The organism is Shewanella xiamenensis (genome assembly GCF_014647135.1).
GTDB classification, from domain to species: Bacteria; Pseudomonadota; Gammaproteobacteria; order Enterobacterales; family Shewanellaceae; genus Shewanella; species Shewanella xiamenensis.
Genome location: NZ_BMOP01000004.1, coordinates 130,496 through 145,951, shown reverse-complemented (window position 1 = coordinate 145,951; position 15,456 = coordinate 130,496). Strand labels below are relative to the sequence as shown.

Below are 15,456 nucleotides of genomic sequence, written 5' to 3'. Positions count from 1 at the left end.
GTTTAGATCCCACCACTTAACAGTAAGCTGCCAGTCAATACACTGCCAGTGACTATCCCTATGGGAAGGTGGCGTGGGCTATAGCTTAGGGTCAAAATCACTAACATGGCGGCTAGTGAGATGATCCCCATAAACAGAATACTGCCATAGGTCCAGCCTTGCCCGTGGGCGCAGGTGCTTAAGCTAATGATTAATAACAGCCAAGCAAACAGGGTTAACAGGCGGCTCTGCCATTGTGACGGTGGGCGTTTAAACACATCTTTAAAGTGGCCAAACTTAGCTAACGCAAACAGCGCAAGGGAGAGATAACTAAGCCCGAGAATGCCGAGCATAGGGATAAATTCTGGCATCATGACTTTGCTTCCTCCAAGGGCGATGAGGTAAGTTCGGTTGCGTAAGTGGTCTCAACGGGTTTTCGCATAGGTTTTTTATCTGAAATAGTATTTTTTCGATTCGGTTTTTGCAGGGTTTTTGCCACCACTGAGAGTTTGGTGCTGGCAAATAGCATTACTACACCGATTAAAACCGCTAACACATCAAAACCAACCAAAGCCCACTGTTGAGACTGGATATTATCAATAAAGTGGCTTGGCGATGTGAGTGCATTGAGTATGGGCAGCGCACAATAGAGTGTGCCAATCAGCACCAGAGCTATTTGCCAATCGCGTCTGCTGCGCCCGAAAAATGCCCACACGCCCATAGCACCTAAAGCAATAAAGAAGCTATGTACTTCCCAAGCAGAACGCGTTGCAAAATCGGCGGGTAATATGCGATTGGCATAGAAAAATGCAGCCGCACCCAAGGGCAAGCCTAAGATAAACATGAAGTTTAATCCCTCAACTAAGCGCAGGCCACGGCTCGGTTTCTCACCTTTATCGATTGTCTTTTGCTGTTTCTGGCGCAAACGAATTGCCCACATTAAGGTGCCAGTCGCTACCATGGCGCAGCCGAGTAAGCCGCAGAAGAAGAACAAAATACGCAGCAACGGCGCAGCAAAACGCGCGGTGTGCAGTGACATCATAGTGTCGTAGGTTGCCACCGTTCCTGACACTTCGTGTGGACTGGCGTATTTGAGTTCACCTGTCACGCCGTTAAACACGAGGAGTGTTGATTCATCGGTGACATCTTTGCCAGTATTTTGATAGAAGGTCACTTGGCTATTTTTATCTTGAGGATAGGAAACAATCACCTGCTTGATTGGCGCATTGCCCCATTCAGCCTGAACTTGGGGTAACAGTTGGCTTAAACGTACTTGCTCGGCATAAATGCCTGAGGCCTTCTCCGTTTGTCTTGCCGGATTGAGTTCTTTTAAAAAGGCTTGATTATCCTCAGGATAAGCTGTGCTTACCGTCCATGGGATATAGATCAGCATCAAGGTAATAAGGCCGGTATAGGTGATCATCAGATGATAAGGCAGCGCAATAACAGAACTGACATTATGGGCATCGAGCCAAGAGCGTGCGCCCTTGTTTTGACGAAAACTAAATAAATCCTTAAAGATACGCTTATGGATAACGATACCGCTGATAAGGGCAATCAGCATAAACATAGTGCAGACGCCCACAATGTAGCGCGCTGTAATGGCGGGCATATAGTGCAGGTCGAAATGTAAACGATAGAAGAAGTCACCCCCACGACTATCGCGGACGTCAGTGATGACGCCACTCCCATCAGCAAGTGCCGTATGTTGCTCGATTTTGCCGCGACGTTGCCCTTTTTCAGGCGGCAGTTGCCAAGCAAAGCTAAGCATAGGACTGCGCTGGGTCGGAAAGTTTATTAACCAGCGTTGTGTTTCCGCCGGCGAATGACTCTCGATATAGTATTGGCCCTTATCAAGCTGGCTTATTAATTGATTTGCTTGATAGTCTTGAAATGTACCGCGGTGAAGTTCTGGCTCAGCCCATAGGCTGATTTCATGGCGGAAATAACTCAGGCTGCCTGCAAAGAAGATCAGCAATAATACCCAGCAAACGAGTAAACCCGCCCAAGTGTGTAGCCAAGATAAGGTTCTAAAAAAGGTTTCTTTCATCTTACTGTCCACACACCTTAAGCAGAGTAAAACACAGGAGGCTAAATAACATCAGATCCCGCCACGCATGCCAGGTTTTACGCACGCAAAAGGCATAAATAATGGCGATGGCATAAAACAAGAATGCCAGCATATTGGCCGTTAATGTGCTCTCAAATCGAGACATTGGCAGTATTTGAGTCAGTAAACAGGCCAGCGTTGCCGCTGCAATATAGCCAGCCAATAACGCAGCACTCGCGCGAACAAATACCTGCAAACCAAATTGAGTTTGCTCTTGTTTTAGCCACCGAATGGCGGCTTGAAAATAACCCGATACAGGACGTACAGCTATCGCTGAGAGGGGGGAATTTGATGTTGGGATATGTGACATAAGTGCTACTTATTTCAGTCAATATTAAACGGTTAATCCAAATGCCAATTCAGCCATAGCTGAATACAGCGGGCATTCTGATGAGCTATCAGGCTATTGTTTTGATGATTATAACGCAGTTGACTTAAATGATAAACAATATCATTTGCATTTATTGAGGCGGTGCACAAAATATCCTTAACGCATTTTGAGTGCTAGCTCGCGTTATGCGTAACCCTGTGCAATATGTCACAAATGTTTGGTTTTATTGATGAGATTGATCTTACTTGTTTAGCATTTGGTTAAATTTTCTGCTTTCAGTGTGAACTTAATCAAAGTAGGTGTTCTGTCATTTTGGCAAAATCCCCTGCAACTTTCACTTGGAGTCATTTTGATATCCCTATGCAAACACATTCAAAAAAAGGTGAAAAACACCTATCTGAAAACGCAATCCTACTCTCTACGACCGATTTGAAAGGAAATATTAAGTACGTTAATCAAACCTTTTCGCAGATAAGTGAATATAGCGTTACTGAGTTGCAAGGGAGTCCTCACAATATCGTTCGTCACGAGGATATGCCTGCCGCTGCGTTTAAAATGCTTTGGGATAGAATTAAAAGCGGCAAACCTTGGATGGGCATAGTCAAAAACAAGACCAAAACTGGCGGTTACTATTGGGTCAATGCCTATGTTGCACCTGTATATGAAGATGGCAAAATTCATGAATATCAATCAGTACGTCGCCAGGCGACACCTGAGCAAATCAGGGCGGCTGAAGATGTTTATCAAGGCATTAATCAAGGTAAACAACCTAAAGCATTAAAAAAAGATAGCTTAGGATTTCGGGGGAAAATTCTCTCCTCCATGTTTTTAGCTATTACGGCGACGGCGTTTTTGGCATGTTACTCCCCTTTATTAGCCGCACTTGTGGGGGCTTTAGTTGCTTGGGTATTGTGGTACAAGCTTATGCAACCATTACAAGCATTAGTTAGCGTTGCTACTCATATTATTGATGATCCCGTCGCGATGGGGATTTATACCGGTAGACAGGATGAAATCGGGAAAATTGATCTGGCTCTGCGGTTTTTAATTACTGAAATCGGTGGGGTTGTTGGCCGGATGGCGGATTCAGCAAGTGAAATACAAGAGCAGAGCGTCAATCTCAAACAAACCATCACTAATACCTGGGAGCATGCCGATAGTCAGAGTGTGCAAACCACCCAGGCGGCAACGGCAATGGAACAAATGAGTGCCAGTTTTGCTGAGGTAACAGATAATATCCATCGCACGGCATCTGAAATGGTCTCCAGCCATGAGGCTGCACAGCGCGGCCATTCACGGCTTGAAACTGTTATCGAAGCTATCCATCAACTGAGTGTGCAGGTGAGCCATTTTTCAGATGTCGTCCAAACCATAGAGCAGGATAGCCAAGCGATTTATCAAGTGTTAGAAGTTATTCGCTCTATCGCCGACCAAACTAATCTACTGGCGCTTAATGCGGCAATTGAAGCGGCACGGGCTGGGGAGACTGGCCGGGGATTTGCTGTCGTTGCCGATGAGGTGCGGCAATTGTCTAGCCGAACCAGTCAGTCAACTTCACAAATTGAGCAAATTGTCAGTCGATTTAAAGATAGCACGCAAAAAGCGACATCGACGATGACGGCCGGACAGGAGCAGGTTAAGCGCTCAGTCTCTTTAGCACAGGATGCCAGTGTGGCTTTTGGTGAGTTGTTATCCTCTATCGCTCGGATCAACTCTTTAAGTGATGACAATGCCGCAGCAATGACTCAACAGACATCTGTAGCGGCGGAAATTAGTCGTGCTATCCATGTGATCAGCGATTTGGCACAGCAGAGTTTAGAGCAGACTCAAGATGCGGCGGCAAGGGGCGAGCAGGTTTCGCGCTTATCGACAAAAACTCATCACCTATCGCAGCAATTCTGGCAACAAAGCGTGCAGCGTAAGTATTAGCACTTGGCATTCAACTGGTTGGTTTATTTTTTGTCGGTTATAAATCAACCAGTTAATTTATTTTAACGTTCCCGTATTGTGCCATTTCTTTGATGAGTCTCACATTTAGCTGCTGCTAATACCTGTTTCATTCGAAATATTTGTCTAGGGGGCTTGTGTTTTATTTGCCATGCCCCAAGCTCTAATAGTGAAGCGAAAAAAAAGTAAAGACACTAAAAGGGACAACCTATGAAAATTAATCTTTCTGGTCACCATGTCGATGTTACTGATTCTGTCAAAGAACACGTTAACGAAAAGTTTTCAAAAATCGCCACTCATTTCCCCACTCTCATTGGGCTTGATATCATTATTGCTAAGGAGCATGGCGAGTTTCAGGTTGAAATTCGAACAAATTACGAAGGCAGTCGCATCTCCGCCTCAGGTACGGATGAAATCATGTACCCCGCGATTGCTGCAGCAGCTAAAAAATTGGATGCTGCACTAAAACACCGTAAAGGTCAGTTAAAGGCCGATTTACATGAAAAGCCGACCTGCACAACGCCACCTATTGCCCATGAAATTATCCAAGAGATGGATTTACGCTAGTTTTTCGCGGCAGTGATTGCATTGAAAAGGGCCTTTAAGGCCCTTTTTCGTTGGTGGGCCCGTTCTAAATTAAGCCGATTTGTAAGCCTCTTAGTACTGCTTGAGTACGGTCTCGGCAATTGAGTTTAGCCAAAATGGTTGAAACGTGGTTTTTCACGGTTCCTTCGGCCAAAAATACTGCATCGGCGATTTCTTTATTGGAAAACCCTCCCGCCATATAGCGTAAAATCTCTTGCTCGCGAGCTGATAACAACGCTTGAGTTGCAATGTTGAGAGGCGCAGGAGATAGAGATGTAGGAGATCGGTGCTGCATCTGTTCAAGTACTGAAGGTTCTATCAGATACTCACCTTTGGCAACCGTTTCAATGGCATGCAGTAACTTATCCAGAGACACATCCTTCAATAAGAAGCCATTTGCGCCGGCATGTAAGCTATTTAAAAACAATTCGCTGTCATCAAAGGTGGTTAACATTATTACTGGTAAGGGATTTTGTACGGCGCGAAGCTGTTTTAGCAAACTAATACCATCGAGCACTGGCATGCGAATATCACTTAATAGCAAATCTACGGCTTCAGTTTCCAGCAGCCTAAGTGCTTCTTGACCATTCTCAGCCTGCCAAGTCACCTTGATATGCTGAGAAATGGCAATTAGGCTCGCGATCCCCTGACGAACTAACTGTTGGTCTTCCACTAATCCCACCTTGATAGTATGAGGTGCGGATGGGTTATCAGTTGTGATTGCCGATTGAAATTTTTCCATAAGTAGCGACTTATTCCTTGTAACCCGTTTTGTTGGGATGTCTTTTACATTGTTGTATTTTGTGGCAGCCGGATAATAAGGCTACAACCTTTAGCATCTTCATTGGGCTGCAAACACACCTTACCATTAAAGGCTGATAACCTTTCCTGCATGCTATTGAGCCCGATACCTGTTGAAGCGGTTTGGTTGATACCTTGACCATTATCGTTAAGTTGAATGATAAGTTCGGTTTGTTGCAGTTGCATCGACAGCGTGAACTGATTGGCCTTGCCATGGCGCACCCCATTACTGATCCCTTCCTGCAATACCAGTAATAAGGCTTGAGCCAGTTCAGTCGACTGTAGCGGCACTAATGATTTATACCGCAAGCTAACATTAGGTAAACGGCTTGCTATTGCATCAAGCGGAGGCTTTAAGTCGAGGCCAATATTAACCCGCTGCGCACGAACCACGGCGCGGATACTCTCTAATAATTCCTTGGCAAGTGATTTACTCTGATTGACTGTGGATTTGAGCTCCGTAGGTGCTTGATGACTTAATAGCTCAAGTTGCAATGATAACGCAGTGAGTTGGTGGCCGAGAATATCGTGCAAATCCCGTGAGATCCTCAACCTTTCTTGCTGCTCGCTGGTTTGACTCAGCAAGGCTCTCGTAGCGATAAGTTGTTGATTAAGATGTTCCTGTATCCGGCGAGACTCGCGCTCGGACAATCTCGCTTGACTACTGCTGTATGCAAATAGCTGGAATCCCATATAAATAAGGACATTAAAAATAATACTGTTTGAGGTGTGTAAGTGCAGAATGAAGTAATAGCTAAGATTGGCTAACAGGATTTGTCCTATCGCGGCATTGCGGCTAAAGAACTCGGGTAACAGTGACGCCCATATTACGAGCAAGATGGGTAACAAAGAATGCTCACTTAACAGCATTAAGCTGAGGGTACAGCAAACAAGTACTATGGTTAAAAGCCTATTTATCTTGAGACTTTTACGAGGATGTTCGAAGATTGTCAGCAATAAAAACAATAATATAAACAATGCATAAAGTGCTATATGGCAACTTTTGTTGAGCGTGGGTAGCTTGGCTTGAATATCTTGATTAAATCCCAGCCAAGCGACAAGTGCCCAAGTGAGGCTACCCGCACCAATTAGCATCGTTTCTGCTTTGGTTAATCGATTTCCTTGCACCTATTTGCTTCCTTCAATCACAATTTATCATCCATTCTAAGGCAAGTATTCCATAAGAGACTATGTCTATCACGCAGGCAAAGTCTTAATCCGCTAAGTTATTTGAATTATTTATTTAATTCAGTTTGTGAAGTTTTATCTGATATGTGGATTATTAACCACGCCTAATAACGCCAGCTATATGGTGATGTTATATATTTATTTTAAATCAATATATTAGAGTCCTATCTCAATGTGAGCAGTGTTTTTGATAAAATCAAGCTACGTTGTTTTTATTAAGCGGGAGTGGCGGTGTCGTTAGCCTATGAGTTAGTGAAAGTAGGAATGCAACCTTGGTATTGCGATAACAATTGCCGGATGCGGTAACGCTTTACTACTCGCAGGTGTTAGTGGTCGGTGGGTATTGTATGGATATGGCGCCGCTTTCGGCAGTGGCAACTATTTTCCATAATGATTATGGCCCATCGCGATGATGAGTCCCTCCATGAAGCGCGCTACGAGATCTCGCGCGTTTGGCCAAGTGTGCTGCGATTGAATTTCATGCATGATCGCAAATAAAAACGCAGCTCATTGGCTGCGTTTTTGTTAAGTAAGATTTTAATTAATCTTGAATTTCTGCATTGTGATAAACGTTTTGCACGTCGTCACAATCTTCTAAAGCGGCGATAAATTTATCGAATACTGCCACATCTTCACCGGAAACTGGGGTCATAGTTTGAGGCACAAAAGTGATGTTCTCGACTTCAAAGTTGATGTTAGGCATTGCATCTGTCAGTGCCGTTTTAACTTTGAAAAACTCGGTGTGTGGTGCGATAACACTGATCATGCCATCTTCCACTTCAACGTCATTCACATCGACATCGGCCATCATTAGAATTTCGAGGATGGCATCTTCATCTTCACCGGGGAAAACGAACACGGCAGATTGGTCAAACATATGGCCTACTGTACCGGGTGTACCAAGTTTGGCATCGTTTTTTACGAAGGCTTGACGTACTTCAGTAAAAGTACGTTTTACGTTATCGGTTAAGCAGTCGACGATGACCATGCAGTTACCTGGGCCGAAACCTTCATAACGGGCAGTATCATAATCTTCACCGCCACCACCTTTGGCTTTATCAATAGCACGTTCAATAACGTGTGCTGGTACTTGATCTTTCTTCGCGCGTTCGATTAAACGACGGAGTGATAAGTTGCCGTCCGGCTCGACACCACCTTGTTTGGCGACTACGTAAATTTCTTTACCGTAGCGTGAGTAAAGGCGGGTTTTCTGGCCAGCTGTTTTCGCCATGGATTCTTTACGGTTTTGATATGCTCTGCCCATCTTGATCTCGTTAGCTCAAAAAAATTGCGCCGATAGTAGCAGTTTTCTTGCCGTATGTGCAGTCACTCGAGTTGGAATTCTTGTCAATAAAGCGATAAGCACCACATTTTGTCAGCTAAAAATGGCCAGAGGATTTTAGGAAGGATTTATTGGGTAATTCGGCGAAATCTATACTAATGTCTAATGCCATAAGCGCGTTAGAGCGCTGAAGATAGACTATAGGTTTTAGGATGAATAGTTCAATTTAGTCAGAAGGATAGACTCACTACGCAGTGTTTGAATTTGTCTATTCTGCTTACTGCGGCCAATCAAATAGCAATGGATAGCAAGTGAATACTCACTTCTCTCACTTTGCATGTGCGTTTTCTTGGTGAGATACAAATATGGAATTACAACATAAAATCGTCATTGCACTGAGTTTAGTCTTAGTTGTGTTTGGCAGCCTTTTACTTAATGCCATCTCCTTATCCGGTTTTACACATGCCTTGGTTTTAGGCGGGATAGTTTGTGTGTGGGTATTATGGATTGTTAAGCGTTTTTTGAGTATCAAGGCGCCAAATCCTGATGAAAATGCTCTTAGGCTCAATCGGTTAAGCTCTCCTGAACATGATATCAGCGTCCAAACCAGTAAGATTGCAATTGGTGCAGCTGAGGTCTCACATTTTATTGATTTATTGAATAAATCGATTGAGTCCAATGGTGAACATGCGAGTGCTATCGCGGTGGCTGCGGCGCAATTGAGTAATACAACTGCTTTGCTTGGTGATAATGCCAGCAGCATTTTAGTCCAAACCCAAGAGGCTGAGCGCTTGAGTGTGCAAGGCAGAACTCAAGCACAAAAGGGCGTATCTGCTATCGAATCATTAAATGCTGATATCAACACTGCCGCTCAGCAAGTGCAGGCCTTAAAGTCAAAAGCTGAACAAATTCAAAAAATCACCGAGGTCATTAATTCGGTTGCGGAACAAACAAACTTACTGGCATTAAATGCTGCTATTGAAGCGGCAAGAGCTGGAGAGCAAGGGCGAGGCTTTGCTGTGGTAGCTGATGAGGTTCGAAGCCTTGCCGGAAAAACGGCTGGAGCGACCCAAGATATCGGTAAGATGCTGCTCGAAATTCGTGCTGAAACAGACAAAAGTTCAGCGTTAATGGAACGAGTGGTTTTGCAAACTGCTGATGTTGTCGGTGCGATGGGGGAGTTGGATGGTCACTTTACTGATATCTCAACCTCTGTAACTCGTTCTGCGCATGCGCTTGGAGATATGGAAGAATCCCTTAAGCAATACAATCATACCACCAATGAGATTAGCAACTCGGTAGCGCAGATCCGTGACTCGCTGACTGCGACAGGAAGACAAAGCATGACGGTTTCTGAGCAGGCGTTTACCCTGTCATTAACGACAGAGGGTATATTTAAAGCATTGTCTCATTGGGATACTCAAACCTTTGATCAACAAGTGCTATTAGTCGCTAATGAAGCGGCAAAAGCTTGCGGAGAGAAACTTGCGCAAGGATTAGCTAATCGTAGTTTTACGGAAGCAGAGTTGTTTAGTCCCAAATATCAGCCAATTGCCAATACTCAGCCGCAGAAATATACCACAGCATTTGACCGTTTCACCGATCAACATTTTCCCGCGATTCAAGAACCGATTTTAGCTAAGCATAGTGAGATCATTTATGCTGGAGCCGTTGATAAAAAAGGTTATTTCCCAACCCATAATAAACGCTTTAGCCAAGCATTAACGGGCAAAGTTGAGGTTGATATGGTGCATAATCGCACTAAACGCTTATTTAATGACCCAACGGGCAGCCGTTGTGGGACACATACGGATCCTGTTTTACTGCAAACCTATAAGCGAGATACCGGGGAGATTATGCATGACTTGTCAGTACCCATTTATGTTAATGGTAAACACTGGGGCGGTTTTCGAGTAGGGTTTAAAGCGAAGTAACAGTAGTTTAATATAGAATTAACGCTTTTATTTTGTAGATAAATATTCATCTGCCCTTGTTACTTAAGTGTGATCGATTGCGCGGATTTGATTAACAAAATAGAAATAGATTGGCATCTATTTGCCGAAGTGCTTAAATGATGTGATATTCATGGCGCGATGATGTCTTTATCTTTTGTACAAAGTTATATCGCTTTGAGTTTTTAATTTGTTGATTTTAAATGGTAAAAAAAGTTTTGAGTTTTGTTTTCATAAGAGATGAACGGAGACTCTTGCCACTTTGATCGATAGCAGTAGATTCTGCTTAATGTGAGTTAAAAGTTATGCAAGCAACACAAGCGACTGTTACAGTTTTGTATTATGATGCGCCCGTTGGGTTAATTATGCACAATTCGGTGTTACAAGGTTTACCTGTTAGCGAGTCAGGTCGTGTGATGATTCCTGCAAGTTTTCGCAAAGGAAAATCCATTATTGCCGTATTAGAAGGTGAGTGTAAGATTTTGAACTCACTCGGTGAGCGTGTTTTTGCACAGGCAAATATAGGTTAAGAAAAAATATACTGGCAAAACATCATATTGAAAGGACGATAAGTTGATTTATCGTCCTTTTGCTTTATGCGTTCGGTTAAATAAGCGTCAGGTTCGGCTGTTATCTGCAAACATCATCAAACAGTTTATTGGCTAATTGCTGCAATATCTCCGCCTGCGGATGGGTGTGGGCGAAGGTTCGTAAGCCATAAATTCCCATCATTAAATATTGTGCTCTCTGCTCGCTATTGAGCTGCCCTTGTAACATTCCTTGAGAAGCTGCAAGTTCAAATTGTGCGGTGAGTGCGTTTTGCCATAGGTGGAGATTCTGACTGATAATATGTTGAATCTCATCGTCTTGCTCGGCGATTTCATTTAACGCTTTGGTCAGTAAACAGGCTTGCTGGCTATCGCAGCTGATACATTCGACGACGACATTATCTAAGTAAGTTTTTAAATTTTTAAGCACTGGCTGGTTATTGGAGAAGATAAGCTTGAATTGCTCGTTTCTATCCTGTTGATATTGCTCGATAGCGGCAATGAGTAATCCACGTTTATTACTAAAAGCACAGTAAATGGACCCAGGGTGTAATCCGGTGGCTTGGGTGAGATCTTGCATGCTGGTCTTGGTATATCCCTTACGCATAAAGGCCGCCATTGCCCCCCTAAGTACTTGCGCCCTATCAAACTCTGCGTTTCGCATTGCATTCTTACCTCTTACCGATACTTGCCGGAGATTCTAACTAATTTTGAACAAACATTCAAAAATGTTCTTGAATGATCATTCAAATAGTAATATCTTGAACGTACATTCAAGAATGGGGTTTAACCAATGACGATTGAAAATGCAGTGAATTCTGTAGGTAATCTATTCGACACCTATAAGCTTAATGACACGATAACCTTAAAAAACCGTATTTTGATGGCGCCATTAACGCGCTGTATGGCTGATGCCGACTTGGTTCCTACCGATGATATGGTGGCTTACTATGCACGCCGTGCTGAAGCCGGATTGATTATCTCCGAGGCCACGATTATTCGCCCAGATGCCCAAGGCTACCCAAACACTCCCGGTATTTTTACCCAAGGGCAAATTGCAGGCTGGCGCAAAGTGACAGATGCTGTGCATGCCAATGGCGGTAAGATTTTTGTGCAATTATGGCATACAGGCCGTGTTGCTCATCCACATTTCTTCGGTGGTGGTGATGTGCTGGCTCCTTCTGCCCAGAAAATTGAAGGCAGTGTGCCAAGAATGCGTGAATTGACCTATGTAACGCCAAAAGCTGCAACGGTTGAAGATATTCAGGGGCTGGTGCGTGATTATGCAAAAGCGGCTGAGAATGCGATTGAAGCCGGCTTTGATGGCGTTGAGATCCACGGTGCTAATGGTTACTTGATTGATGAATTCTTACACCATGATAGTAATCGTCGTACCGATGAATATGGTGGCACACCAGCCAATATGTCACGGTTTGCCTTAGAAGTGGTCGATGCAATTGCCGCACGTATTGGTAAAGACAGAACGGGTTTACGTATTTCCCCCGGCGCCTATTTCAATATGGCAAGCGATAGCCGTGACCGTGCGGTTTTTGATTATTTACTTCCTGAGTTAGAAAAACGCGATCTGGCCTTTGTGCATATCGGTATTTTCGATGACAGTATGGAGTTTGATTACTTAGGCGGCTCTGCATCAAGTTATGTTCGTGCACACTATGGCAAAACGCTAGTGGGTGTGGGCAGTTATAGTGCACAGACGGCGAGCAAGGCCATTGCTGAGAATAAATTTGACTTAATTGCAATTGGTCGCCCCTTTATCGCTAACCCCGATTATGTTGCTAAAGTGCGTAAAGGCGAGGAGCTGGTGGCTTATAGTGATGAGATGTTAGCAACCTTGATTTAAGGTTTAGATTGCAACGCTGGTAAAAAAGGGTTAGCTAAGCTAACCCTTTTTGCTTTTTGTATCTGTTGTTCAATCGAGACTATGAATTCGTTTTGCTGAGTGTTCTCAAAGCATTAAGTTTGTGTTGGGCAATGCCGAACACGCAATCCGATGCATAGTGCTCTGTGTGTTTACTCTCATCGGTTTGCACTATCGCAGCGGCTTTACCTAATAGCAAAGTCATCGCTTGAGTAACATGGTTAATCGCCCAAATATGGAATTCACCACGTTCAACCGCTTCCACAATATCTTGGCGTAGCATTAAGTTTGCAATATTCGACTTGGGAATAATCACTCCTTGACTGGAGGTTCTGCCCTTGATTTGACACACATCGAAAAAGCCTTCAATTTTCTCATTAACCCCGCCGATAGGTTGAGCTTCGCCAAACTGATTCATTGAGCCAGTAATGGCAATATCTTGTCTTAAGGGCAACTCACTGATAGCGGAGATAATAGCGCAGCATTCGGCCATTGACGCACTATCACCATCGACACCGCTGTAGGATTGCTCGAAGGTGAGGTAAGTGGTGAGAGGAATTTGCGCGGTTTTACCTAACACAGAGGCTAAATAGGCGGTAAGGATTAAAACGCCCTTAGAATGTATTCGCCCACCGAGTTTGACCCTATGTTCGATGTCCAGCACTTCTCCTTTACCATACGCGGTCGTGGCGGTGATGCGATTAGGCAGACCAAATTGATGATCTGAAGTAGAAACAACAGATAACGCATTGATTTGACCAACGACTTTATCGTGAGTATTAATTAGTGTGGTGCCATTCACGAAGCTTTCCATGATGTTGTCATGCAGGCGGGAGACGCGTTTCTCTTGATTTTTAAGTGCCTGTTCAACATGCTGCTTTTCTATTTGTTCACTTGCTGCGGCTTTTGCGCAAAAGTTGGATTCCCGTAATAGGTTGGCAATATTAGCAGAGTGCAGTGAGAGCTTCTGTTGATCCTGTGCCTCACGTGAGCTGTATTCAATGATGCGTGCAATGGCGCTACGGTCGCAGTGCAGCATGTTGTTATCGTGGACAATACTGGAAATAAATCGGGCATAATGGGCTTCGGAGTCGTCGGTTCTATCCATGACATCTTCAAAGTCGGCAGTTACCCTAAATAACTCACTGAAATCAGGATCATAATGCTGTAATAGTTGGTAGGTTTCATGGTCGCCGAACAGGATAATTTTTACATCCAACGGGATCGGTTCCGGTGCTAATGAAATGGTGCCAGATAGTGAGACTTCCCGCTCTAATGAACTCAGATCCAACTTGCGTGAACGCAATGCTCGCTTTAACCCATCCCAAACATAGGGGCGTTCAAGCACTTTGATCGCGTCCATTAATAGCACGCCACCGTTTGCCTTATGTAAACTTCCTGGGCGGATCAATGAAAAGTCGGTAAACACTGTACCTCTGAAGGTCGCGTTTTCAACATAACCAAACAGGCTGTGGTAGCTTGGGCTTTCTTCGACCACGATGGGGAATTTCTGTTCGCCTTGGCATACAAGTACATTGACCTGATAGCGGCGGGGCATTTTCTTTTCAAGTGAAGCGTAGGCTAGGGCGAGTTGTTCTTCGCTTTCTTCAAGGAAAATATCTAAATTACTTAGGATATCTGCCTGCATTCCGGTTAAAAATGCTCTGACATCTGGTTGATGTTTGTACTTATCCTTCAATGGCTTAAAAAAGTGGATCAACACATCCTTGGCAACTTGTTCATCATGTTCCTGCTGAGTATCACTAAATTCTTCTTCCCATTCAGTGTTTTGGCGAATAATACTCCTGAGTTTTACTTCTAGCCCATTGATATTGCTTTCGAATTGACTACGCTCGGCTTCCGTGAGGGCGCTGAAGCTGGCTTCATCATGGGGTTCATCACCATTGAGGGCGATCATTTGATAATCTCCCTGCATGGTTAAGCTCAGACTAATATTTTTTTGTTTGGCCTCTTCGCTGAGCTCTGTGAGTGCGGTTTCTTGCTTTTGTATCAGTTGGCTTTTAAGTTTTTCAGCTCTGGCATAATACATTTCATTATCAAAGGCTAAGGGTAATGCTCTTACCAGTTTGAGCATGAGTTTCTCGATGGATTTCTTAAACTCTTGCCCCGTGCCTGCGGTGAGTTTTAGCACTTTAGGGCTGCGGGTATCGTCAAAGTTGACCACATAGCACCAGTCAAATAACGCGGGTTTTATGGGATCGTGGCGATTGAGATAGCGCAGCATCATGGTTCGTTTACCGAGACCATTTTGGCCGATCGCATAGATGTTATAGCCCTTTTCTTTTATCCCCATGGCAAATTCTACCGCCTGTTGGGCACGTTCTTGGCCAACAATATCATCGAGTGGCGTGAGCTGGGCTGTAGATTGGCACTCAGTATTAAGCTGTTTAAGTTCTGACTTTCGGTAAAGCTGCTGGCTCGTTAGCGGGATAGCGGGTGTGGCTGTCGGCACGGTAGGCATAAAAATCCTTGTTTTTCTTTCTGATTATTTCCATTGTAGACAATAGGATAATGTTATTGTCAATGAAAAGACGGTAATTTCTACTTAAACAATCCTTATGCGAGGAGGCTATGCCTTGGGATTCGGCCCTGTTTGTTGGCGTGAATTTTTGCTTGCAAAACTAAGATGAAGATGTTTGATTTTTATTCAAATGTTTTATTGCTAAGCTTTTATTGACGAACTCATTTTTGAGTAGCTTTGAGCCTAACCTTTATCGACAGTGAGTCTGTTGGCGATAATGGTGTTTAAATTTCGTTATCTGAAACAAACTAATCTGCTAATAACTCAAATAATTATGTATTAGTGAATGACGATGATTGAGTGTCTGCGGTA

Annotated in this window: 13 protein-coding genes; 5 read left to right on the top strand and 8 right to left on the bottom strand. The window is 43.9% G+C overall.

The genetic code is table 11. The features are described from left to right. Positions 1-2: 2 nt before the first annotated feature. The 3 genes from IEY09_RS05475 to IEY09_RS05465 are packed head-to-tail and all read right to left on the bottom strand — an operon-like array spanning position 3 to position 2,399. Positions 3-353, bottom strand: coding sequence for a DUF3325 domain-containing protein (locus tag IEY09_RS05475; RefSeq protein ID WP_037428781.1), 351 nt, complete (start codon positions 351-353; stop codon positions 3-5). After that, positions 350-2,029, bottom strand: a complete 1,680-nt coding sequence (locus IEY09_RS05470) for a PepSY-associated TM helix domain-containing protein (protein ID WP_188870189.1) — start codon at positions 2,027-2,029, stop codon at positions 350-352. Before IEY09_RS05470 ends, IEY09_RS05475 begins: the two co-directional genes overlap by 4 nt. 1 nt (position 2,030) lies before the next feature. After that, positions 2,031-2,399 carry a DUF3649 domain-containing protein gene (locus IEY09_RS05465; protein ID WP_037420902.1) on the bottom strand — a complete coding sequence of 123 codons (369 nt, stop codon included), beginning with the start codon at positions 2,397-2,399 and terminating at the stop codon, positions 2,031-2,033. A gap of 381 nt (positions 2,400-2,780) precedes the next feature. Between IEY09_RS05465 and IEY09_RS05460 the strand changes: the two genes are divergently transcribed. Both IEY09_RS05460 and hpf read left to right on the top strand, forming a co-directional pair. After that, positions 2,781-4,349, top strand: a complete 1,569-nt coding sequence (locus IEY09_RS05460) for a methyl-accepting chemotaxis protein (RefSeq protein ID WP_188870187.1) — start codon at positions 2,781-2,783, stop codon at positions 4,347-4,349. A gap of 228 nt (positions 4,350-4,577) precedes the next feature. Next, positions 4,578-4,934, top strand: a complete 357-nt coding sequence (gene hpf / locus IEY09_RS05455) for a ribosome hibernation-promoting factor, HPF/YfiA family (RefSeq protein ID WP_023266557.1) — start codon at positions 4,578-4,580, stop codon at positions 4,932-4,934. 64 nt (positions 4,935-4,998) lie between these two features. On the opposite strand, the gene IEY09_RS05450 is transcribed toward hpf, so the two are convergent. The 3 genes from IEY09_RS05450 to IEY09_RS05440 all read right to left on the bottom strand — a co-directional run bounded on the left by IEY09_RS05450 (position 4,999) and on the right by IEY09_RS05440 (position 8,205). Next, positions 4,999-5,694 (bottom strand): response regulator transcription factor, encoded by a 696-nt coding sequence (locus IEY09_RS05450; RefSeq protein ID WP_188870185.1) that lies wholly within the window; start codon positions 5,692-5,694, stop codon positions 4,999-5,001. Positions 5,695-5,738: 44 nt separating this feature from the next. Further along, positions 5,739-6,881, bottom strand: coding sequence for a sensor histidine kinase (locus tag IEY09_RS05445; protein WP_088586889.1), 1,143 nt, complete (start codon positions 6,879-6,881; stop codon positions 5,739-5,741). Positions 6,882-7,482: 601 nt separating this feature from the next. Continuing rightward, on the bottom strand, positions 7,483-8,205 hold the full coding sequence (locus tag IEY09_RS05440) for a YebC/PmpR family DNA-binding transcriptional regulator (protein ID WP_037420892.1): 723 nt from the start codon (positions 8,203-8,205) through the stop codon (positions 7,483-7,485). Between the two features lie 383 nt (positions 8,206-8,588). Between IEY09_RS05440 and IEY09_RS05435 the strand changes: the two genes are divergently transcribed. Together IEY09_RS05435 and IEY09_RS05430 are read left to right on the top strand one after the other, a co-directional pair. After that, positions 8,589-10,157: a methyl-accepting chemotaxis protein gene (locus IEY09_RS05435; protein WP_188870183.1), complete on the top strand. Its 1,569-nt coding sequence runs from the start codon at positions 8,589-8,591 to the stop codon at positions 10,155-10,157. Between the two features lie 323 nt (positions 10,158-10,480). Next, complete coding sequence (locus tag IEY09_RS05430) at positions 10,481-10,705, top strand: TIGR02922 family protein (protein WP_037420886.1); 225 nt, start codon at positions 10,481-10,483, stop codon at positions 10,703-10,705. 100 nt (positions 10,706-10,805) lie between these two features. Here the strand turns inward: IEY09_RS05430 and IEY09_RS05425 are convergent, their stop codons facing one another. After that, a complete protein-coding gene (locus IEY09_RS05425) occupies positions 10,806-11,387 on the bottom strand; it encodes a TetR/AcrR family transcriptional regulator (protein ID WP_055647802.1) in 582 nt (193 codons plus the stop codon). Positions 11,388-11,516: 129 nt separating this feature from the next. On the opposite strand from IEY09_RS05425, the gene IEY09_RS05420 reads away from it, so the two are divergent. Beyond that, complete coding sequence (locus IEY09_RS05420; RefSeq protein WP_037428790.1) at positions 11,517-12,584, top strand: alkene reductase; 1,068 nt, start codon at positions 11,517-11,519, stop codon at positions 12,582-12,584. A 79-nt stretch (positions 12,585-12,663) separates the two neighbouring features. On the opposite strand, the gene IEY09_RS05415 is transcribed toward IEY09_RS05420, so the two are convergent. Further along, on the bottom strand, positions 12,664-15,084 hold the full coding sequence (locus IEY09_RS05415) for a Lon protease family protein (RefSeq protein ID WP_188870181.1): 2,421 nt from the start codon (positions 15,082-15,084) through the stop codon (positions 12,664-12,666). Between the last annotated feature and the right edge of the window lie 372 nt (positions 15,085-15,456).

What these genes read in the sequence shown, in the direction of transcription:
- IEY09_RS05425 (WP_055647802.1), bottom strand. Translation starts at nt 11,387, where the DNA reads ATGCGAAACGCAGAGTTTGATAGGGCGCAAGTACTTAGGGGGGCAATG.
- IEY09_RS05440 (WP_037420892.1), bottom strand. Translation starts at nt 8,205, where the DNA reads ATGGGCAGAGCATATCAAAACCGTAAAGAATCCATGGCGAAAACAGCT.
- IEY09_RS05475 (WP_037428781.1), bottom strand. Translation starts at nt 353, where the DNA reads ATGATGCCAGAATTTATCCCTATGCTCGGCATTCTCGGGCTTAGTTAT.
- IEY09_RS05420 (WP_037428790.1), top strand. Translation starts at nt 11,517, where the DNA reads ATGACGATTGAAAATGCAGTGAATTCTGTAGGTAATCTATTCGACACC.
- IEY09_RS05450 (WP_188870185.1), bottom strand. Translation starts at nt 5,694, where the DNA reads ATGGAAAAATTTCAATCGGCAATCACAACTGATAACCCATCCGCACCT.
- IEY09_RS05470 (WP_188870189.1), bottom strand. Translation starts at nt 2,029, where the DNA reads ATGAAAGAAACCTTTTTTAGAACCTTATCTTGGCTACACACTTGGGCG.
- IEY09_RS05430 (WP_037420886.1), top strand. Translation starts at nt 10,481, where the DNA reads ATGCAAGCAACACAAGCGACTGTTACAGTTTTGTATTATGATGCGCCC.
- IEY09_RS05435 (WP_188870183.1), top strand. Translation starts at nt 8,589, where the DNA reads ATGGAATTACAACATAAAATCGTCATTGCACTGAGTTTAGTCTTAGTT.
- IEY09_RS05460 (WP_188870187.1), top strand. Translation starts at nt 2,781, where the DNA reads ATGCAAACACATTCAAAAAAAGGTGAAAAACACCTATCTGAAAACGCA.
- IEY09_RS05415 (WP_188870181.1), bottom strand. Translation starts at nt 15,084, where the DNA reads ATGCCTACCGTGCCGACAGCCACACCCGCTATCCCGCTAACGAGCCAG.
- hpf (WP_023266557.1), top strand. Translation starts at nt 4,578, where the DNA reads ATGAAAATTAATCTTTCTGGTCACCATGTCGATGTTACTGATTCTGTC.
- IEY09_RS05465 (WP_037420902.1), bottom strand. Translation starts at nt 2,399, where the DNA reads ATGTCACATATCCCAACATCAAATTCCCCCCTCTCAGCGATAGCTGTA.